The organism is Treponema denticola ATCC 35405 (assembly GCF_000008185.1).
In the GTDB taxonomy this organism is placed as follows: domain Bacteria; phylum Spirochaetota; class Spirochaetia; order Treponematales; family Treponemataceae; genus Treponema_B; species Treponema_B denticola.
On the sequence record NC_002967.9, the window covers coordinates 679,299 to 699,807 of the forward strand.

General features: G+C 37.3%; 21 protein-coding genes, 1 tRNA gene and 1 pseudogene. 12 read left to right on the forward strand and 11 right to left on the reverse strand.

Annotation, left to right across the window (positions count from 1 at the left end; genetic code table 11):
* Window positions 1–7 precede the first annotated feature (7 nt).
* From pth to TDE_RS03110, 4 genes are read right to left on the reverse strand one after another with little or no spacing between them, the layout of a single operon-like run.
* The gene (gene pth, locus TDE_RS03095; RefSeq protein ID WP_002672368.1) at window positions 8–619 is read right to left on the reverse strand and encodes an aminoacyl-tRNA hydrolase; all 612 of its coding nucleotides are present in this window, start codon (window positions 617–619) and stop codon (window positions 8–10) included.
* Between the two features lie 11 nt (window positions 620–630).
* Window positions 631–1,368, reverse strand: coding sequence for an LPS export ABC transporter ATP-binding protein (lptB, locus tag TDE_RS03100; RefSeq protein ID WP_002681841.1), 738 nt, complete (start codon window positions 1,366–1,368; stop codon window positions 631–633).
* Window positions 1,361–2,077: an LptA/OstA family protein gene (locus tag TDE_RS03105; protein ID WP_002669890.1), complete on the reverse strand. Its 717-nt coding sequence runs from the start codon at window positions 2,075–2,077 to the stop codon at window positions 1,361–1,363. Before TDE_RS03105 ends, lptB begins: the two co-directional genes overlap by 8 nt.
* Window positions 2,034–2,657, reverse strand: coding sequence for a hypothetical protein (locus tag TDE_RS03110; RefSeq protein WP_002669891.1), 624 nt, complete (start codon window positions 2,655–2,657; stop codon window positions 2,034–2,036). Before TDE_RS03110 ends, TDE_RS03105 begins: the two co-directional genes overlap by 44 nt.
* A gap of 128 nt (window positions 2,658–2,785) precedes the next feature.
* Here TDE_RS03110 and TDE_RS03115 point away from each other — a divergent pair, with 128 nt between their 5' ends.
* Both TDE_RS03115 and TDE_RS03120 read left to right on the forward strand, forming a co-directional pair.
* Complete coding sequence (locus TDE_RS03115; RefSeq protein WP_002669892.1) at window positions 2,786–3,601, forward strand: CheR family methyltransferase; 816 nt, start codon at window positions 2,786–2,788, stop codon at window positions 3,599–3,601.
* A 40-nt stretch (window positions 3,602–3,641) separates the two neighbouring features.
* The gene (locus TDE_RS03120) at window positions 3,642–4,760 is read left to right on the forward strand and encodes a protein-glutamate methylesterase/protein-glutamine glutaminase (protein ID WP_002677016.1); all 1,119 of its coding nucleotides are present in this window, start codon (window positions 3,642–3,644) and stop codon (window positions 4,758–4,760) included.
* Between the two features lie 65 nt (window positions 4,761–4,825).
* Here TDE_RS03120 and TDE_RS03125 read toward each other — a convergent pair whose 3' ends face one another.
* Window positions 4,826–5,314, reverse strand: a complete 489-nt coding sequence (locus TDE_RS03125) for a hypothetical protein (protein WP_002681842.1) — start codon at window positions 5,312–5,314, stop codon at window positions 4,826–4,828.
* A gap of 112 nt (window positions 5,315–5,426) precedes the next feature.
* On the opposite strand from TDE_RS03125, the gene TDE_RS03130 reads away from it, so the two are divergent.
* Together TDE_RS03130 and TDE_RS03135 are read left to right on the forward strand one after the other, a co-directional pair.
* Window positions 5,427–5,499 (forward strand) — tRNA-Ala (locus TDE_RS03130).
* 39 nt (window positions 5,500–5,538) lie between these two features.
* Complete coding sequence (locus TDE_RS03135; RefSeq protein WP_002681843.1) at window positions 5,539–6,573, forward strand: PTS transporter subunit IIC; 1,035 nt, start codon at window positions 5,539–5,541, stop codon at window positions 6,571–6,573.
* A gap of 121 nt (window positions 6,574–6,694) precedes the next feature.
* Here the strand turns inward: TDE_RS03135 and TDE_RS03140 are convergent.
* Window positions 6,695–8,766: pseudogene (locus TDE_RS03140) on the reverse strand (sodium-translocating pyrophosphatase).
* Between the two features lie 252 nt (window positions 8,767–9,018).
* Here TDE_RS03140 and TDE_RS03145 point away from each other — a divergent pair.
* From TDE_RS03145 to TDE_RS03175, 7 genes are all read left to right on the forward strand, one after another.
* Window positions 9,019–9,753, forward strand: coding sequence for a DUF5058 family protein (locus TDE_RS03145; RefSeq protein WP_002669897.1), 735 nt, complete (start codon window positions 9,019–9,021; stop codon window positions 9,751–9,753).
* Window positions 9,754–9,764: 11 nt separating this feature from the next.
* Entirely contained in the window at window positions 9,765–10,436 is a 672-nt protein-coding gene (locus tag TDE_RS03150; RefSeq protein WP_002681846.1) for a hypothetical protein, read from the forward strand.
* 11 nt (window positions 10,437–10,447) lie between these two features.
* Window positions 10,448–11,620 carry a M20 metallopeptidase family protein gene (locus TDE_RS03155; RefSeq protein WP_002669899.1) on the forward strand — a complete coding sequence of 391 codons (1,173 nt, stop codon included), beginning with the start codon at window positions 10,448–10,450 and terminating at the stop codon, window positions 11,618–11,620.
* Window positions 11,621–11,762: 142 nt separating this feature from the next.
* Complete coding sequence (locus TDE_RS03160) at window positions 11,763–12,461, forward strand: response regulator transcription factor (protein WP_002681847.1); 699 nt, start codon at window positions 11,763–11,765, stop codon at window positions 12,459–12,461.
* Window positions 12,439–13,512, forward strand: a complete 1,074-nt coding sequence (locus TDE_RS03165) for a sensor histidine kinase (RefSeq protein WP_002681849.1) — start codon at window positions 12,439–12,441, stop codon at window positions 13,510–13,512. The genes TDE_RS03160 and TDE_RS03165 overlap by 23 nt, the downstream gene beginning before the upstream one ends.
* Window positions 13,513–13,606: 94 nt before the next feature.
* Window positions 13,607–14,368 (forward strand): ABC transporter ATP-binding protein, encoded by a 762-nt coding sequence (locus TDE_RS03170; protein ID WP_002681851.1) that lies wholly within the window; start codon window positions 13,607–13,609, stop codon window positions 14,366–14,368.
* A 27-nt stretch (window positions 14,369–14,395) separates the two neighbouring features.
* The gene (locus TDE_RS03175) at window positions 14,396–16,441 is read left to right on the forward strand and encodes an FtsX-like permease family protein (protein WP_002681853.1); all 2,046 of its coding nucleotides are present in this window, start codon (window positions 14,396–14,398) and stop codon (window positions 16,439–16,441) included.
* Window positions 16,442–16,481: 40 nt separating this feature from the next.
* Here TDE_RS03175 and TDE_RS03180 read toward each other — a convergent pair whose 3' ends face one another.
* From TDE_RS03180 to TDE_RS03200, 5 genes are all read right to left on the reverse strand, one after another.
* Complete coding sequence (locus TDE_RS03180; RefSeq protein ID WP_002681855.1) at window positions 16,482–16,994, reverse strand: ClbS/DfsB family four-helix bundle protein; 513 nt, start codon at window positions 16,992–16,994, stop codon at window positions 16,482–16,484.
* Between the two features lie 76 nt (window positions 16,995–17,070).
* A complete protein-coding gene (locus TDE_RS03185) occupies window positions 17,071–17,976 on the reverse strand; it encodes a helix-turn-helix transcriptional regulator (protein WP_010956794.1) in 906 nt (301 codons plus the stop codon).
* A 61-nt stretch (window positions 17,977–18,037) separates the two neighbouring features.
* Complete coding sequence (locus tag TDE_RS03190; RefSeq protein WP_002681862.1) at window positions 18,038–18,277, reverse strand: hypothetical protein; 240 nt, start codon at window positions 18,275–18,277, stop codon at window positions 18,038–18,040.
* An 86-nt stretch (window positions 18,278–18,363) separates the two neighbouring features.
* Window positions 18,364–18,627, reverse strand: a complete 264-nt coding sequence (locus TDE_RS03195; RefSeq protein WP_002681864.1) for a Txe/YoeB family addiction module toxin — start codon at window positions 18,625–18,627, stop codon at window positions 18,364–18,366.
* Window positions 18,628–18,631: 4 nt separating this feature from the next.
* Entirely contained in the window at window positions 18,632–18,889 is a 258-nt protein-coding gene (locus TDE_RS03200; RefSeq protein ID WP_002677040.1) for a type II toxin-antitoxin system RelB/DinJ family antitoxin, read from the reverse strand.
* A gap of 332 nt (window positions 18,890–19,221) precedes the next feature.
* Here TDE_RS03200 and TDE_RS03205 point away from each other — a divergent pair, with 332 nt between their 5' ends.
* A complete protein-coding gene (locus TDE_RS03205) occupies window positions 19,222–20,490 on the forward strand; it encodes an OmpA family protein (RefSeq protein ID WP_002681866.1) in 1,269 nt (422 codons plus the stop codon).
* The last annotated feature ends 19 nt before the right edge of the window (window positions 20,491–20,509 follow it).

Here is a 20,509-nt window from a genome sequence, read left to right on the forward strand (position 1 = left end):
TAAGAGTTTAACTTTGAGAAGGCAATACTTTAGCCCATTTTTTTATAAGAGTTTGAGGCTCATCAGCTTCCAATAATTCTTTAAAAAAAGAGTCGGCTTGAGGTACTTGGCTTTTTAGGACATCCAATTCGGATTGTGCAAAACGGGAAAGCACATAGCCTGAAATATCGGGGGAAGCATCTCCTCCTTGAGAAGAAAAATCGGGCCGGCCTATGCCTATCCTTAGGCGGAAAAAATCTGCCGTATTTAAAACCGATTTTATGGAGCGTAATCCGTTATGTCCGCCGAGGCCTCCCGACCACTTAAAGCTGAGAATGCCGGGTTTTAATTCCAGTTCATCATGCACTATTAAAATATTTTCAGGCTTTAGTCTAAAAAAAGATGCGGCTGCTATTACGCTTTCTCCCGATAGGTTCATATAGGTTTCGGGTTTTAATAGATGTACAGCCCTGCCAGGCGTCATAGAAGAAGGCAGCTTTGCATATTGTCCCTTAAATTTACTCTGCCACACGGCATTTGAGCCTATCTCTATTGAATCGCATAAAACCCAAGCTGCATTATGCCTTGTATTTTCATATTTTTTTCCGTAGTTGCCTAAAAAAACGATTAAATCTATCATCTCATCTCCAATTACATTCTAAACTCTTGGCCAAGATATATTTTTCGGGCAATTTCGGAATTTAGAATTTCATCCCGTGAGCCTTGTTCTACAATTTCTCCGCTGCCGATTATGTATGCCCTGTCGGTTATCTCCAAGGTGTCCCTGACATTGTGGTCTGTTATCAAAATTCCTATGCCCTGATCGGCTAAAATACGGACTATGCTTTTAATGTCATGTACTGCAATCGGGTCGATTCCGGCAAATGGTTCATCCAAAAGCAAAAACTTGGGTTCAATGGCTAGGGCTCTGGCTATTTCGGTTCGCCTTCTTTCTCCTCCGGAGAGGGTATAGGCTTGTTGTTTTCTGTTTGCTGTAATTCCGAATTCTTCAAGAAGAAATTCAAGCCTTTCCATTTTTTGCTCTTTGGAGAGGTCTTTGCGTGTTTCTAAAATCGCATAGATATTTTGTTCTACGGTGAGTTTTCTAAAAACCGAAGCTTCTTGCGGTAAATATGAAATTCCTGCGTGGGCTCTTTTGTACATGGGCAGGTTTGTTATCCTATTCCCGTCCAAATATATGTTGCCGGAATTCGGTTTATAAAAACCTACAATCATATAGAATGTGGTAGTTTTTCCGGCTCCATTAGGGCCCAGCAGGCCTACAATTTCGCCCTGATACATAGAAAAACCGACATCCTTTACAGCATGTTTTTTTCTAAAAAATTTGTTTAATCCTTCAACTTTTAAAATACTTTTTTTATCAATCATTGGGTTTTTCCTCTTGATTTTGTTCCTGTTTGGTTTCAGCTTGGGGTTCGTCCTTTCCCTGCTCGACGGAACCTCTGACTCGGCCGTCAAGGGTTATATCTTCCGTATCCAAATTAACGGAAATCTTTCCGGCCCTAAATTCGTCCTTTCCTTTTTTTACGATGGGACTGCCTGTTAATTCTACCTTTGATTCTTTTCTATTATAAAAAGCAAACATTGAATTACAGTTTATATCTTTATTTATTATCTTTACATTAAAGCGCATGATAATTATTTCTTGCTTTTTTTTATATTCAATATTTTCGGCATTAATACTGACATCATTTTTTGTGTCTTTAAGCTCCAGTTTTCCGAACATCGTAACCGTATCGGTTTTTCTGTCAAAATTGATTAAATCGGCCTTAAAGCTGTACCCTTTTTCGTCATCCTCGCCCTTGACCGAACCTGTTGCATTTACATATCTATAGTCTTTTCCGAAAATTTCGATACGGTCTGCCGATATGGTTAAGCTGTCTACCTTGACTTCGGCATTTCCTATTAAATTGGTCGATTTTTTATTTTCAGATACCGAGGCTGTTACCTTATCGGCTTTAAAACTTATTGTTGATGTTTGAGCATTAATATCAATTAAAAAAAGGAATATGAGAAGATATGCCGCAAGAAGTTTAAGGCTCTTGTGATTCCGAATTTCGGTTTGAATTTTCTTCATTTTCATTCTCCTCATTTTTAGTCTGAATTTTACCTTCTATCGAATTTAAAAATTCGAATTCTTTAGAAAGAGTGTTTGCTATAAACCCCGATCCGCTTATGTAAAGCTCATCACCTCTTTTTACCTTTACCGAACCGTCTTCTACTCCATATAGGAGATTTTCATTTTTGTTCCAAAAAAATGCATCTCCGGAAATCATAAGGCCTTCTTTTAAATCTTCAAAAAAAACCTTTTGCCCCAAAAAGTACTGATTGTTTTTTTCGTCTATTTTGATAATCCCGGCTCGTCCCTTGAGTTCTGCCTCCGGATTGCCTTTTTCAAACGATTTTTTATCTATTTTAAAGAAACGCAGATTTTTCCCGGCCCATATTCTATCCGAATCATAAATCTCTAATTCCATAAAATTTATACGCAAATTTAAGGAATTTTCTTCATATTGATCCAAAATTGCATTTTTAAATACAAAATTCGGTTTTTTTTCAAAATTTTGTGCCTCTTTACTATAGTTTAAACTACAAGAAAATGATATAATAGCAAGAATGGAGGCTATAATAAAAGTTTGAGCTTCCTTAAAATTCATAGTTTATTATACTATCTTTTTTAATCTTAGTCAAAAGCCTTTGACCGCCGATTGACATAATATCGTATAAGACATAGACTATGTGAAAGATTTAAAAAATAAATTTAAGGATTACAGGAGCCTAGAGTATGGCAGATTTTTTAACTGATCAAGAATTCCGTATGTTCAGCGATTTAATATATACCGCAAGCGGTATTACTTTTTCCGATACTAATAGGTCTATTTTGGAAAGCAGGTTAAAAGAAAAACTTAGGGATAAGAAACTTGAAAAGGTGTCTGATTATTATGCGATGCTTATGAAGGATTCGGAAGAGCAAAAGAGCCTTTTAGACTCCGTTACAACAAACCTTACAAGATTTTTTAGAAATCAGCCTCATTTTGATGCATTGGAAAATTACGTTATACCTGAGCTTGTAAAGGTAAAAAAAGCTGAAGGAAAGAATAAACTTAAAATATGGAGCGCCGGATGTTCAACAGGGGAGGAGCCTTATACCATAGCTATGGTTATGAAAAAACACCTTCCGATAGGATTTACTGCCGAAATTACAGCCTCCGACTTATCCTTAAAATGTCTTCTTGTCGGTAAGACCGGCTTTTACCAGGAATCCAGAGTTACAGGAATACCTGAAGATTATTTGAAGCTTTATTTTGATAAGCTAAATGACGGTTATCAGGTAAAAAAAGATATAATGCAAATGGTGAATTTTGACTATCATAACTTAAAACATGACTCAAAACATACCGACTTTGATCTTGTGTTTTGCCGAAATGTTTTGATCTATTTTGACGAGCCTGTTCAAAAAGAGGTTATTGATAGGTTTTGGCGTGCTATGTCGCCTAAATCTTTTTTATTTATAGGTCATTCCGAATCTCTCTTTGGTATGGAAACTCAATTTAAGTTTTTAAAAACGGATTGGGCTTGTTTTTATCAAAAAGGGTTTTGATTTTAAAGGTTTTATATAATTCTTCTAAAGGAGTTTTTTTATGGAAGATATTCGTGTCTTAATAGTAGACGATTCTGCATTGATGAGAAACCTTATAGGGAAGATTGTTGATGCTACTCCCGGCCTAAAAATAGCCGATAAGGCAATGAACGGCCGCTTTGCCCTTCAAAAACTTGAGCGTGTGGCTCCGGATGTTATCGTTTTGGACTTGGAAATGCCCGAAATGAACGGTATCGAATTTTTAAGAGAGCTTAAAAAGCAAAACATAAAGATTCCTGTAGTAATCTTGTCCAGTATTGCAAAGGAAGGAGCTAAGGTTACTATGGATTGTTTGGAACTTGGAGCTTGCGATTTTATCACAAAGCCTTCCGGTTCGGAATCTGCCAATCTTACTACCGTTTCGGAAACTCTTTCCAAGATGCTGCTTGCCTACGGCCGCCGTCATCAAATTGAGACAGGTACAAGAAGTACAGATACAACGAACTCTTTCTCTGAGCCGTTTAAGAGTACTATCCCTAAGCCTATGACAGCGGCTGAGCCTCAAAAAGAAGAGAAACCTACACCTCAACGAGAACATGGAAATATTCAGATTATTGCTATAGGTATTTCAACCGGCGGGCCGAATGCTTTACGCCAAGTTTTTGCATCCATCGATAAAGATCTTCCACAACCGATAGTTGTGGTTCAGCACATGCCCCCGGGTTTTACAAAGGAATTTGCTTTGAGTTTGGACAAAATCTGCCCTCTTGAGGTAAAGGAAGCTGAAGACGGCGATCTTATAAAGCCCGGCCGTATTCTTATCGCTCCCGGCGGAAAACATCTGGTTGTAGAAAAACGATCTCTTGCCGCAGTTGCAAAGGTTATAGATACGGAGCCTCAAAGCGGCCATAAGCCCAGCGTTGATGTTCTGTTTGGATCTGTTGCAAAGGAATACCAAAACCATGCTCTCGGAATAATCATGACCGGTATGGGGAAGGATGGTGCCGAGAATATTACAAAGCTTTACACCGAAGGTTCCCGTACAATAGGGCAAGATGAAGGCTCTTCAGTTGTATACGGTATGCCTAGGGTTGCATGGGAAATGGGCGGAGTTATGGAGCAGGTAAGTCTTGATAATATGGCTGCTGCTATAAACCGTTACGGTAAAGAATTTGCTTAAAAATTAATAAAAAAGCCGTCCGAAAGGACGGTTTTTTTTGTGTAAAACCTTTAGCAAAAGCTATCTTACAGTCTTATAAACCGGAGTAAAAGCTCGCCTTCTTTAGCATAAAATTTTATTTCATTTTTAGTTATTTCAATCCTGTCGGTATTTATTAAATTCTTTTCAAAAGAAGAGTCAAAGGATTTACCTATCGTATTTGAAGGGTCTATAAGTTTTTTTCCGGTTATTTGAAATTTAAAAGAACTATTTTTTTTATGCTTCCATGTTCCTTCATAGTTTGTTATACCTGTTGTGGCTTGAAACTTTCCGTTATAAAAAAAATTAATACGGGAGCTTGTCAAATTTGCATCAAGCTGTACATAAAGGTCGTTTTCAAAATAGCAGCCTGCCAAGCGCCAAACCCTTTCTGTCAGGTATTCATCGAAAGGAACCGAAATACTGTCTTGTTCTTTTAATGTTTTTTTGCCGGCAGCTGCATTAAATGTTTCACATGACAAGGTAAAGGTAAGAAAAATCGTAATAAGGAATAAAAAATATAGATTTCTTTTCATAACTATTATTCTACGTAAAAAATTTGAAAAAAGCAAGATACCTGATTGCTTTTTTTTTTCATTTGATGTAACATCACAGAACGTTGTTTGTGAGAATCTTATTTACAGCTTTGGGGAATTAGCTCAGTTGGTAGAGCGATTGGTTCGCAATCAATAGGTCGTGGGTTCGATTCCCATATTCTCCATTATTTTTTTCCGTTAAATATTTTCCGGGAGCATTTTAAATGAACAACTCTTTTAAAAACTTTTTGACTAAGAAGAATATCGAAATATCGGCTAGGCGTTATTTTATTGATGCTATGAGTGCGATGGCCATGGGCCTTTTTTCTTCTCTCTTGGTAGGTACGATTTTAAACAGCATAGGGCTTAAACTTAATATTCCCTTTTTAACTAAAACTGTCTGGCCGATTTGCCGAGATATGACGGGAGCTGCAATAGGTATAGCCATAGCCCATGCTTTAAAAGCCCACACCTTTGTGCTTTTTTCGGCAACGATAGTAGGCTTTGCAGGAAACAAGCTTGGCGGGCCTGTAGGCGCCTTTATCGCTACGATAATCAGTACCGAGCTGGGAAAGGCCGTATCCCGCGAAACAAAGATTGACCTTATTGTTACCCCAATGGTAACTATTATTTCCGGTACTATAATTGCCGCCCTGGTAGGGCCGGGAATGTCCTCTTTTATGACATGGCTCGGAAAAATCATTATGGACGCTACTACCCTCCAGCCGTTTTGGATGGGAGTTACGGTTTCGGTGCTGGTCGGTGTCATTCTTACCCTGCCTATAAGCAGTGCTGCCATCTGTATGATGCTTTCCCTTGCGGGGCTTGCAGGAGGAGCCGCAACAGTCGGCTGTGCCGCTCAAATGATAGGCTTCGCGGTTATGAGCTATCGGGATAACGGCCTTGGAGGGAGTTTTGCTGTCGGCATAGGAACCAGTATGCTCCACATGCCCAATATTATCAAAAATCCTAGGATATGGATTCCCCCTACCTTGACAGCGGCTGTTTTAGGCCCCTTGGCTACCATTATTTTTAAAATGGAAAACATACCCCTCGGTTCAGGAATGGGAACCTGCGGCCTTGTCGGTCAAATAGGAACTATTACGGCAATGGAATCTATAGGAAGGGGAGGTTTGAACACATATTTTGCTATTTTTCTTTTACATTTTATCTTGCCGGCTGTTTTAACATTATTTTTTACTTTTATTTTAAGAAAGATAAATTGGATTAAGGATGGAGATTTAAAGCTGGATCTTTAAAGCATTTTTTATAATAAATTTTACGGGAGAAATCAACAACACCGATAAAAAAAGACGGCGCAATTATTACGCCGTCTTTTTTTGTGTTTATCGGATTTCCGTTTACCGGAAATTCAATAACTTATCCCCAGTATATTTTTAACATCGGGGCTATAACCAATGAAACCATTGACATAAGCTTAATCAATATGTTGATGGAGGGGCCGGAAGTATCTTTAAAGGGGTCTCCTACAGTGTCGCCTACAACAGCGGCCTTGTGAGAAGGTGAGCCTTTTCCGCCTGCTATTCCGCCTTCAATCATCTTCTTTGCATTATCCCATGCACCGCCTGCGTTGGACATAAAGACTGCCAATACAACGCCTGATACCGTTACACCTGTCAAAAGACCGATTAACATTGCGGGGCCTCCTGCAAAGCCTACAAGGATGGGTGTAATAATTGCGGCAATACCGGGGATAACCATTTCTTTTAAAGCGGCCTGAGTACTGATGTCTACACATCTCTTATAATCCGGCTTTTCGGTATTTTCCAAGATGCCGGGGTGCTGCTTAAACTGGCGGCGTACCTCTTCGATCATCTTATGCGCAGCCTTTCCTACAGCCGACATTGTTAGGGCCGAGAACAAGAAGGGGAATACTCCTCCTAAGAGAACTCCTACAAGAACATTAATATTTGTGATATCTACGCTTGCTACGCCGGCCTGCTCTTTAAATGAGGTAAAGAGGATTATGGCTGTTAAGGCAGCTGATCCGATAGCAAAACCTTTACCGATAGCGGCTGTTGTATTTCCTACGGCATCGAGGCTGTCGGTAATATTGCGGACATCTTTGGGGAAGTTTGCCATCTCGGCAGACCGCCTGCATTGTCGGCTATTGGGCCGTAAGCGTCAACTGCAAGTTGGATTCCTAGGGTTACCAACATACCTACAGCAGCTATACCTACGCCGTAAAGGCCTGCAAGCATAAAGCTTGAAAAGATTGAGGCTCCGATTAAAATCATAACGGGGAAGGCGCTTCTCATACCTACGGCTAAACCTGAAATAATTGTGGTTGCAGCCCCTGTTTCACAAGCATCTACGATTCCCTTAACGGGCTTTTTTCCCGTACCTGTGTAGAATTCGGTAATGATACCGATTAAAACGCCTGCAGCAAGACCTATCACAGTAGAAGCAAAGACGTGTAAATAACCTTGAGTTCCGTTAAATGTTTCGGTTCCCATAACAAATTTTACGGTAAAGAAAACGAAAATTGTTGCAATGAGAGCGGCTCCGAAGGTTCCCGTATTGAGGGCCTTTTGAGGGTTTGAACCCGGTTTTGCCCTTACAAAGAATGTTCCGATTAAGGAAGCTGCAAGACCTACAACCGAAATGAGCAGAGGTAAAAGCATCATCCTTAATTTTAAAGAAGAATCCGGTGTGTCTACTATTAGACCTAAAATCATGGCTCCTACCAATGAGCCTACAAAGGACTCAAAGAGGTCGGCACCCATACCTGCAACGTCACCTACGTTATCTCCTACGTTGTCTGCAATAGTAGCAGGGTTTCGGGGGTCATCTTCGGGGATGCCTGCTTCAACCTTTCCTACAAGGTCGGCTCCTACGTCGGCAGCCTTTGTATAAATACCGCCGCCTACACGTGAGAACAGAGCAATAGACGAGGCTCCGAGTGAAAAAGCTGTAGCTAGAGGTAAAATAATATCTTTAAGTACGTTTTCCGTAGTTCCTAATATTGAAGTAGAGAGAATAAGAACGATAAAAAGACCTATAAATGCAAGCCCCACAACGCTCATTCCCATAACGCTTCCGCCTGAAAACGCTACTTTTAAGGCTCCGTTTAGGCCATGATCTTTAGCAGCCTGTGTTGTGCGTGAGTTGGCCTGTGTTGCAACACGCATACCTATGTAACCTGCTGACATTGAAGCAAGAGCACCAAGCAAGAATGAAAGAGATTGGAACTTCAGAGCTCCTTTATTTCCTATTGCTAGAAAAACTGCAACTATGGCAATGAAAGGAAGAAGAGTTATATATTCCCTTCTTAAAAAAGCCATAGCTCCGTCAGCTATATGGCCTCCAATTTCTTTTAAAGCCTGATCTGAAACCTTTTGTTTATAAATCCATAAGGTTCTTACAAGTGCATAAGCCAGGGCAACAATCCCGCCTCCGAGCACGGCATACAATGCGAGTGAAATACTCATTTTTTCCTCCTGTTGTGTTGTACAACTTGAAATAGATTATACGGTTTTTCCGTCATAATGTTTTTAAACTTAGCATATTTTTGGGAGTTTTTCAAGTAGGGAATTTATTTAATAAAACGGACTTTTATTTTGTATAAGATTATTTTAAATTTTTTTATTTTTTTTTACATTTTTGTTTGGACAAATTTAAAAAAGCATGATAGAATATCCCCTATAAGAGTTGTCTTAAAAATAAAATTTCGGAGGAAATCTATGGACAGTTATTTGAATGTTGCGAACTCTTGGGTTTTATGGCTTTCAGCTTTTCCGTTATTGATTACGGTATTGTTTCAAGCTATAATTTTTAGCAAAAAAGCAAAGGACGCTGCTAAAATCGTCGGCTTAAGTGATGCCGATGTGCGGAAGTCTTTCCGTATCGGTATGACATCTTCTATCGGACCGGTTTTGGGCGTTTTTATTGTAATGCTGGGCCTAATGTCGGTAATAGGCGGCCCTCTTGCGTGGATGCGCCTTTCGATTATAGGTGCAGCCTCAACGGAACTCGCAGCGGCACAGATGGCAGCTCAAGCTCAAGGCATTGACTTATCAAGCCCCGATTACGGCTTAATAAATTTTGCAAATGCAACGTGGGTTATGGCGCTAAACGGAAGTGCGTGGCTTTTTATGACAGGTTTATTTTCCGATAAGCTTAATAGCTTATCAAAAAAAATATCGAAAGGGGATCCTGCCAAGCTGGCTATTTTAATGGTTACGGCAATGAGCGGAGCCTTCGGCTTTTTATGCAGTAATGAAATAACAAAAGCTCTTAGATCGGTAAAAGGGAAAAATTATCCGGCTGTTGCTGCTGCCGTATCTGCAGCTCTTCTAATGGTTGTATTTGAAAAACTCGGCAACAAATATCCTAAATTAAAAGAATACAGCTTAGGAATAGTTATGATTCTTGCAATGGTAATTGCAATGGTATTTAAAGACTTAATTTTAAAATAAGGAGAAGCTAAATGAGTGACGAATTATATGAAAAAACTTTTACAAAACCTATAATAAGGTATGGAAGGTTTACAAACCTATTATCCTTGGTTCTTTGCTTTCTGCCTTCAATTCTTGTTTGGGTCGTTTATGGAGTAAAGCCGTCAACACAGGATATATTGACAGGTTGGGGCTTGGCAGCATCCGTATATGCAATCTATGCCGTTGTTGAACCTATCAGTTATTTCCCCATACTCGGCTTACCCGGAACTTATATGTCTTTTCTTTCCGGTAATATCGGAAATGTACGCTTGCCTACTTCGGCCGTTACGCAAGAAGCTGTCAGCGTAGAACCCGGTACAAAGAAAGCCGAAATAGTTTCTACCCTCGGTATTGCAGGGTCGATAGTTACCAATCTTATAATTGTAACTATTGCCGCTGTAGGAGGAGCGGCTTTAATGAACATCTTCCCCAAAAAAGTATTGGAAGCCTTTGCCTATGTTTCGCCTGCAATCTTCGGTGCTATGTTTGGAATGTTTGCCGTTAAAAATATAAAATACGGCATATTTGCTTTTATTTTAGCTATGGCCTTATTAAATCTTGTTAAAATACCGGTATATGTAATGATTCCGGCTTGTGTATTCGGAACGGTAGCTTTCGGTTTTTTAACTTACAAAAAACCTAAGACTGAAGAACAAGCTTAAGGGAGGGAAAAGTGGATATATTAAAAAAGGTAAAAGAAATAGAAAAAGACATAATTTCTTGGCGCCGCCATTTGCATCAAAATCCTGAGGTTGGCTTTGAACTTCCTAATACAATAGATTTTGTATGTAAAAAATTGGATGAGTTCGGGATTAAGTATGACAGAAATGCGGCAAAAAGTGCCGTTATAGGTTATATTCACGGTGCAGAAAAAGGAGATGTTATTGCTCTGCGTGCAGACATGGATGCCCTTCCTGTTTGCGAAGCTACCGGGCTTGACTTTGCTTCTAAGAATTCCTTTATGCACGCTTGCGGTCATGATGCTCATACTTCGATATTGCTTGGGGCTGCAAAGGTACTAAACGATTTAAAGGGCAGTTTTAAAGGAACCGTTAAGCTTATCTTCCAACCTGCGGAAGAACTGGGAACAGGCTCTGTAGACATCTGTGAAAAAGGAATTCTTGATGACGTAAAAGAAATCATCGGTCTTCATGTAGGCTGTATAAGCGATGAAGCAAAACCCGGCGAATTCCTTTTTTCAAAGGGCTCGATGATGGCCTGTATGGATAAATTTTCAATTAAGGTTAAGGGCGTAGGAGCTCACGGAGCTTATCCATCACTTTCAGTAGACCCCGTTGTAATTGGGTCTCACATAGTTGTCGCCATACAGGAAATCTTAGGCCGAGAGGTACATCCTACGGAGCCGGCTGTAATAACGGTTGGACAATTCCATTCAGGCTCGGCATTCAATATAATTCCGCCTGAAGCTTATCTTGAAGGAACCGTACGGGCCGTAACAAATGAGACGAGGGAATTGATAGCAAAACGGATTGAAGAAGTTGCCTCCAATATTGCAAAAGCTTTTAGAGGTTCAATTGAATACCAATTCTTTAGACAGCCGCCTCCTCTTATAAACGATGCGAAAGTTACGGATAAGGCTATGGGAGCCGCCAAGGAGCTTTTCCCGAATGACGTTAAGCTTATGCAGCGGCCGGTCATGGGAGGAGAAGATTTTGCATGGTACTTAGAAAAAGTTCCGGGTTCATTTATCTTCTTATCGACTCCATCCCCCATTGAAGGAAAAGTCTGGCCCCACCACAATCCCAAATTTGCCTTAGATGAATCGCAGTTTTACAAAGGTACTGCTCTTTTTGTAGCTTATGTAATGCAGGAGCTTGGTAAATAATTTTAGACCGAATTAAGGTTTATAAATTTATTAAAAAGTAAATTCTTAAAGCCGTCTTAAACTTTAATGTTTAGGGCGGCTTTTTATATTTACATTAAATATCCTAATATGCTATACTGGTTTTTATAATTCGGGATAAAAAATGAAACAGCTTATAAAAATTTTGATTGTAGAAGATGATAATACTATAGCCTCGGTTTTAAAAAAGAATTTGGAGCAATGGAACTTTAATGTACGCTGTGCAAAAAATTTCAGCAATATCTTGGAGGAGTTTGAAGACTATAAACCCTCTTTGGTAATAATGGATATAGGGCTTCCGGCATTTAACGGTTATCATTGGTGTTCCGAAATCAGGAATAAGTCTCAAGTCCCTATTATATTTTTATCTTCCCGTAACGATAAGATGGATATTGTAATGGCTATGCAAATGGGAGGCGATGATTATATCGAAAAACCCTTTGATATGGATATAACCATTGCAAAGATACAGGCCGTTATCAGGCGGACATACCAATTTACCGCTTCGATGAATGAAATCGGCTTTGCCGGGACCGTTTTAAATTTGAGCACACTCACTCTTGTGTATAATAATAAGACAACCTTGCTGACTGCAAATGAAATTAAAATCTTAAAATGTCTTTATTTGGCTCAAGGCGAATTTGTTTCGAGAGAAAAAATTATGGATGTGCTGTGGCAAAATAATCAGTTTGTGGACGATAATACTCTTTCGGTAAATATAACCCGCTTGCGTAAAAAGATGGAAAACGCAGAGCTTTTTAATTTTATCGAAAACAAAAAAGGTTTGGGATATAAACTAAATGAACATCACGGAAACCGGTAAGTTAAAATTAAGCATAATTATAAAAAGTTTTTTTAAAGATAATTTTTTATTTATATTTGTTCCGCTTCTTTTAATCTTCTTACAAGTGCTTATCTTATATTTAAGTAATGCCGAAAGGGGTCTCGTATCTTATATAAGCTTATTAAGTATTTCCATTTTGATTATATTCTTTATATTAAAATTTATTTTTTACTATCGTAAAATAAAAAATTACTTTGACCTCGTGGAGCAATATGAAGTAAATTCGGAAAGCTCTGATGATGAAAAGTTTGAAAACAGGCTTGATCTTTCTTTATCGCAAATTATTTCGTTAAAAAAGATAAAAAAAATAATCTTGGAAAGAGAAGCTTCTATTTATAATAACCGGAAAATACTTATCGATCAAAACGATTATTTTTCTCTTTGGATTCATCAAATAAAAACTCCCATCACTTCTATAAATATTTTATTGCAAAATATGAATTCTTCAAAAGATGAGGTATTTGAAATAAAAAGAGCTCTTTTAAGTATAGATAATTATACCCAAATGGCATTGCATTATTTAAAGCTCCAAAGTCCTGATAGGGATTTGGATTTTATTAAGTTTAATTTAAATGAAGTTTTGCAAAACATCTTCCGTAAATACAGAAGTATTTTTATTTATAAAAATATAGAGCTTAATTATAAACCTTGTGATCTAAACATTATAAGCGATCAAGTTCTTTTTGAATTGATGATTGAGCAGATAATTTCCAACAGCCTAAAATATTGCGGCATAGACGACAAAAGAGGAATTTTAAGCATCTATATTGAAAATCAAAATCCTTCAGTCCTTGTAATTGAAGACAACGGAATCGGAATAAGCCCTTCAGACCTCCCCAAAATCTTCGATAAGGGATATTCCGGTTTAAACGGCCGTCTAAGCGAAAAAGCTACAGGCCTCGGCCTCTACCTTGCTCGGGAAATATCCGAAAGGCTCGGCTGTACTCTTACAATAAACTCTCTTCAAGGTGAATGGACTAGGGCAGAGGTTAAACTCGGAACGGAAACCTCAATCCTTACAAAAATGTAAGTCAAAAAAACAAAATGTAAGGCTCCGTCAATGCAGGACTTTTAATTTTTTGATAAAATTATTTAAATCGTATGGAGTTTTATGGAGGTGTTTTGTGGAAACATTACTTGATGTTAAAAATATTCAAAAAATTTACAAGTCCCGATTTTCAAAACAGGGAACGGTTGCCTTGCGCGATGTAAGTTTTTCGGTAAAGAAAAATGAATTTACGGCTATTATGGGAGAGTCCGGCTCGGGGAAAACGACCTTGCTTAATTTACTTGCAACCTTGGATAAGCCATCCTCCGGTGAAATATTTTTAAAAGGAGAACCCATATCCAAAATAAAGACTAAGGATATTTCGGCTTTTAGGCGTAATAAATTAGGCTTTGTGTTTCAAGATTACAATCTCTTGGATCAGTTTTCCGTAAAGGATAATATATTACTTCCTCTTGTGCTCTCAAATTATCCTATTGATGAGATGAATAAAAGACTTCTTCCTCTTGCTGAAGCCTTGAGGATTTCAAGCCTTCTCGAAAAATACCCTTATGAAATTTCAGGCGGACAATGTCAAAGGGCTGCGGCTGCAAGGGCTTTTATTACAAAACCTCAACTCATCTTGGCCGATGAACCTACAGGTGCTCTTGATTCAAAATCATCGGATATGCTTTTAGAAACTTTTTCTCAAATGAATGAGGCAGGGCAGACTATCATAATGGTAACCCATAGTGCACGGGCGGCAAGTTATGCAAAGCGTGTTTTGTTTTTGCGTGACGGAAATATTTATTACGAAATATATAAAGGCGATATGGGACAGGCTCTATTCAGAGAAAGAATCAACGAAGGGCTTTTTATGATGAACAGAATGGATTCATAAGAGAAATAAGGTACAGGGGGAGACTTTATGAAACTTAATTTTTATTTTCAACTTGCCAAAAAAAATATTTCGACGGGAGCAAAAACCTATATTCCATACATTTTCGCCTGCTCACTTTCGATAATGATGTTCTCGATCATGTATACGCTTTCAATAGAAGCCTTTAGTCAAAATTCAGCCGGTTTAATTACCTTGATGAATTTCGGTGTGATAATAGTAGGCTTCTTTTCAATGATTTTTATCTTTTACGGAAATAAATTTTTGATTAAAAACAGAGTGAAAGAAATAGGATTGTATACCGTTTTGGGACTCGAAAAAAAGCATATTGCAGGAGTTTTATTTTTTGAATTCCTAGCCTGTTATTTTTTGAGTTTAGTCTTTGGAGCAATCGGCTCCGTTCTTTTCGGAAAATTATGCTTTTTAATTTTGTTTAAGGTAAGCGGTATTCCTTCAAAAATAAACTACAGTCTTTCTTTTAGCTTTTTAAAACCTGCGAGTATCGTATTTTTTTGTTTTTTTACAATAAATTATCTTTATAATTTAAAGAAGATAAGCCTTTTAAATCCTATTCAGCTTTTAACCGAATCAAAGAGCGGAGAAAAAAGATCGAAATATTTACGCTTAAAGACATTTCTTGCTATTCTTTTTATCGGAGGCGGTTATACTCTTTCAGTTTTAAGTATTAATCCCATAGCTGCCTTAAAAACATTTTTGCCTGCCGTTCTGCTTGTGATTGCAGGAACCTTTTTCTTTTTTGAAAGTATTACCATTTTTATTTTAAATAAAATAAAGAACCGTAAATCTTATTACAAGCCTGCAAAATTTATTTCCGTTTCTGGAATGATTTATAGGATGGGACAGCATGCAAAGGGTTTGGCAAGTATTTGTATTTTGCTTACGATGATCTTGCTTACCCTAGCTTCAGTAACAAGTATTTATATGGTAAGCGAGAAAATCATATCAAAGGCCTTTATACGCAATCATCAACTGGACAGGCTCTTTAAAAAAGACAATGTAGAATTACAAAATAAAGAAAGCTTAATTGCGGACATAAAGGAGATAGGCTTAAAGTATAATATGGAAACAAATGATTTTTTATATGTAAGATATTTTTATGGAATTTCAAATATAAGCGATAATGCTCTTTATGAAAATGATGATTCATATTTTTCCCGCAACAATGTTCAGATTATGTTGTGCAGCTTTGAAGATATTAAAAATATTTTCCCTGACGAGCTCTATAAAAAATTATTGACGGACGCTGCAAGTATGAGTGATGATGAGTTTTTTATTTTTTCTAATAAGAAGATTAACTACAAAAAGCCCTTACAAATAGGGCAAAAAGAATTTAAACTAAAAAAACTTGAAAGCGAATTTGTTTCTATAATGAATAACTCGCCCTATATTCCGTATTCGCCATTTCCTTATATAAATCTGATAGCTAAAAATTCTGAAAATCTCGAGCTTATTAAAAATGAATTAAACGCATTAAAAGAAAATGCAAGGGCTCGGTTTAAAAAGAAAAAACTGCTTGCACTTGAAGAATCCTTATTTTGGAATACCTCCGTCGATAATCTTAAAACTATTCCTCCAAACTACATTCAAGACATAAAAAAATTGGCAAAGTCTTCGGAGGCAGATTTTTTTTATGATAATAAATTTCAGTCTTATAAAGACAGAAGAGAATTTGACGGAAGCTTTTTATTTTTAGGAGGCTTTTTAAGTCTTATGTTTTTAATATGGCTCATCCTAATTATGTACTTCAAACAGATTGCTGAAGGTGTAGAAGATAGAAAACGCTATCAAATAATGCTAAAAATAGGAATGGACTCTTCTTTAATCAAAAAAGCTTCACACGCCCAGCTTGTCTGGCTCTTTGTGCTGCCTGTTTTGGTTTCGATAGTCCACTGCTTTTTCGCTTCTCCCTTGTTCAGCCGGCTCCTATTGGTCTTCGGCCTTTTTAATACGGCAGTCTTTTTTGCTGCCCTGCTTTTAACCGGAGGCTTTACCCTGATTTTATATTTGATTTTTTATAAGATTACTTTAAATAAGTATAATAAAATTATCCGATAGGGAAAAGGCTGTTCCATTTGGGAACAGCCCTTGTTTGATACTATTTCCCCCGATATTTTTTCAATGCTTTTTTTATATCCTTTATAGCCCAGTCATAATGGCTGGAAGTAGCGGACACGCAGTAACTTCCGAGGGTCGTTGTACCTGTCCAGTTAAAAACAGCTTTTGAAAAAAGTTCCTCATTGGAAAAGGTTTCGATTAGTTTCATAACTTCTTTATGAGTTTTTTTAAGCATTTTTTCGGCATCGGCATAAGGGGTGCCTTGATGTTTTTTCCAAAACTCAACATTCATTTCAGGATAAGTTTTCCAGTTGTAAGCTTCAGGCAAAAAGGCTGCCGGTTTTCCTTTTGTGTTGGATTTTATCCAATTCAATAAAAGACAGTGCCATTCATAAAGATGAACCAACACATCGCGTACATTTTTATCGCGCTCGTTTGGATTTATATCGGCAGTTCTTTCTTTTTCGGTCATACCGTCAATTAAGTTCCACAGTTTTTCAAACTGCTCATTTGAAGCAAAAATCAAATCTTCTTTTGTTGTAGGTCTCGGCATAGGTTTCTCCCATAAAAATATGTAAACTCATTATAGCACATCAACCTGTCAGAATGTGTCAGGTTTTAAAAAGAATTTAAACTTTTCTATGCTTTTTCATAATTTCTTCTGCAAGTTGGGCGATTTCGGTTTTTAAGTTTTCCGGTTCAAGGATTTCTACTTCGGTGCCGAGCGACAAGATAAAACCGCAGACCCACGAATCAAAGGGGAGAGCTGCATTCAGGGTATATGAGCCGTCGGAATTTTTTGCGATAAGTTCAGGAGGAAATTCATCGTAGAGTCTGTAGGCGGTTTTAGCAGTGCATTTTAATTTAATGTTTGTAAGGGGAGGCGGTGCCGCTTTTTTATCGTCAGGTATTTTGCCGAGCAGGTCTGCACGGTTAAATGTTTTTAAAGTCTTTATAATAGAAAGTATACGGGTTAATCTAAAAAGTCTACATGCGTTTTTTTCTGTACAATAGCATTCGGCATACCAAGCCTTCGATTTATACAAAAGACGTAAGGGGTAGACGGTTCGTTCCGTTTTTTCTCCGTATGAGCTGAGATATTCCAGCTTGACGGCTCTTCTTTCTAAAATTGCATCTTTAAGCGTTTTAAAAAGGTGATGATCGTTTTTGTTGTCCCAGCGGGAATAATCAATCCTGATCCAATCGGCATTTTTTTGAAAGATTGCAGATAAGCGGTTTAAGATAGATTCGGTGTGTATCTCATCTATTGGAGAAAGGCATTGCAGAGCAAGCAGTATTTTCTCCTGTTCTCCTTTTGTCAAAATTGATTTATTGATTGTGTAGCTTTCATCGATAAAAATACCTCCGCCGGTACCCTGCATCGTATACACGGGGATTCCTGCACTGCTTAAAATATCCATGTCGCGATAAATAGTACGAACCGATACGCCGAATTTTTTTGCAAGTTCTTGTGCAGTTGTCTGCTTCCGACTGAGAAGGATAAATACGATTTCAAAAAGTCTTTCCGAGCGCATAGTTAAACTCTATTATTATACATAAACTATGCATGGCTCGTTATAATATGGAATGAGTGAGTCATGTGTAATAAAGGTTAGTTTCAATTTCTTCATTGTCTTCATCAAAATTTTTTGGATAAGAAAATTCTCCTTTTGCGATACCGAAGCAACGACTCGTTTTTTTAGTCTGTAAATTAGCTGTTTCAATTGCTTTTATATTCTTTAAATTATCTGTAATCTTATGGAGAAGTTGTATTTTTTGCTCGTAAGGCATATTTAAAACACTAGTTTCTATTTGAGTATACTGTTCATAAGACATAATTAACCCTCCTTGTTTTAATCATATCACAGAAAACACTGGGTTTCAACATACCTATTTAAAATAAACTAGAGAAACTTCCTTTATCATTTTTCACCATAATGAGTTCTACACTGAATTATTTGTATTACATTATCGGCTATTCTATAAACCAATCTATTTTTTTTATCTATCCTGCGGCTCCAGAATTCTGACAGATTTCCCTTTAATGGCTCAGGGCTGCCTAAACCATTGTGACCATTCCTTTCAATATCTTTAATCAACATATTGATTCTTTTTAGTGTTTTTTTATCTTCTGTTTGCCAATAGACATAATCTATCCATGCATCTTCATCCCATGCTTTAATCATTAGCCTATTCCACTATATCATGCACTATATATTTCCCTTCATTCATTCGTTTAGCAGCAGCATGTAGTTTTTTTTGATTATATTTATTATAAAAACCTCTTTCATCACTTATAATTTTAAATGGTATACCGCCGATTCTCAATGATTGACGAATGAAAATATTAAATGCAGTTGTCATATTCATGCCTAAACTGTCAAAAAGCTGTTCAGCCTCTTGTTTTACTTCGGAATCCATTCTTATGTTGACATTTATTTGAGCCATAAAACCTCCTAATTTATACCTATATTTTATATATAATTATATATAATGTCAATAATTATATATAAAATATAGTAATTTTTGAAATAAGTTATCAAGAAAATAAAAAACCCGACAGGCAAAAGGAGGAGAAAAACCTGTCGGGAAACTGCAAAGGAGGTATATTGAATTGTTTGTTGTCGTTCAACATACACTAAACAAAACTATTTAGGGGCTTTTGGTTACATAAAAATTTAAAAATTTTTCTTAAATTTTTAAATTTTTATGTAAAAAGAGCATTTTTTTTGTAAAAAAGTGTTCCTAAAGGTTTATTCTAAAAATACCGATAAGAAAGTGTGAAATACCGTATTTTTAAGAATAATATTTTAAAAAAACTTGTCTTGTTCGTGTTTGTTTTGCTTTTTTCTCTCCTTTTTGCTCAAGAGGGTGAGAAAAATGCCGAATTTCTCTTTAAATTTAAATTTATTGACGATGATGCATATAAGATTCACTCCGTTGTAGATGAAAAGGTCTATGTAAACGGAAAATTTCATCATAAAGCCCAAATTATCAACAGAATTGAGGTAGAAGTCTCGGATATAGAAACCGGAGAAGGCGAAAAAAACGCTTCGGCTCTCTTTTCTTGTATGTTTATGACCAGCGAGCAAAATTCCAACAAAACCTTCGACTGGTCCCGAAATTACCCGAGTATTTTTAGGCGGGATGATGCCGGTTTTTACACTATAGGTGATGAATATTTTATGCCTGTGGTACGGAATGTGCCGACATTTCCAAAGCATCCCGTTAAACCCGGCGATACTTGGACTGGCGAAGGCTTCGAAGCCCATGATTTTAGGGATGCATTCGGCATTGAAAAGCCTTTTACCTTTCCGTTCAAGGTTGAATATCAATACATAGGACTTGCAGAAATAGACGGTCAAATCTACCGCCACATAACTGCAAGTTATGACTTAAACCACGTTGTTCCTCAAAAGGTTCTTAAAAATTATAAGGGAAAAATAGACGTGCCTGTCAAAATTTTAGGAAAATCGAGACAAAACCTATATTGGGATGAAGAAAGAGGAAATCTATATTGCTATAATGAAGAATTTAGCATTAAAATGCTCCTTTATTCAGGCTACACCTATGATTTTATAGGGACAGCAAGGGCTAAGGTTATTGAAGTAAAAAAGATAGATAAAGCCGCTGAAGAAGAAATAAAAAAAAGTGTTGAAGATCTAAATCTTGAAAATACTACCATTGAAAAAACCGATGAGGGCCTAACGATCAGCATTGAAAATATCCAGTTTTTGCCCAACTCTGCAATTTTACGAGAAAGTGAAAAAGAAAAATTAAAAAAAATAGGCGAAATTCTTTTAAAATTTCCCGATAGGGAATTTTTGATCTCAGGGCATACAGCCCTAGCCGGAACCGAAGAAGAAAGACAAGCTCTTTCTGAAGAAAGGGCTGCTGCCGTAGCTAATTATCTTATAGAGTTGGGCGTTCAAAAAAGAGAACACGTATATACCCGAGGTTTCGGTGCCCGCCGGCCCGTCGCTGCCAATAATTCACCTGAAAATATGGCTAAAAACAGACGTGTCGAAATAACTATCTTGGATAAGTAAAATTTAAAAAAAGCCCCTA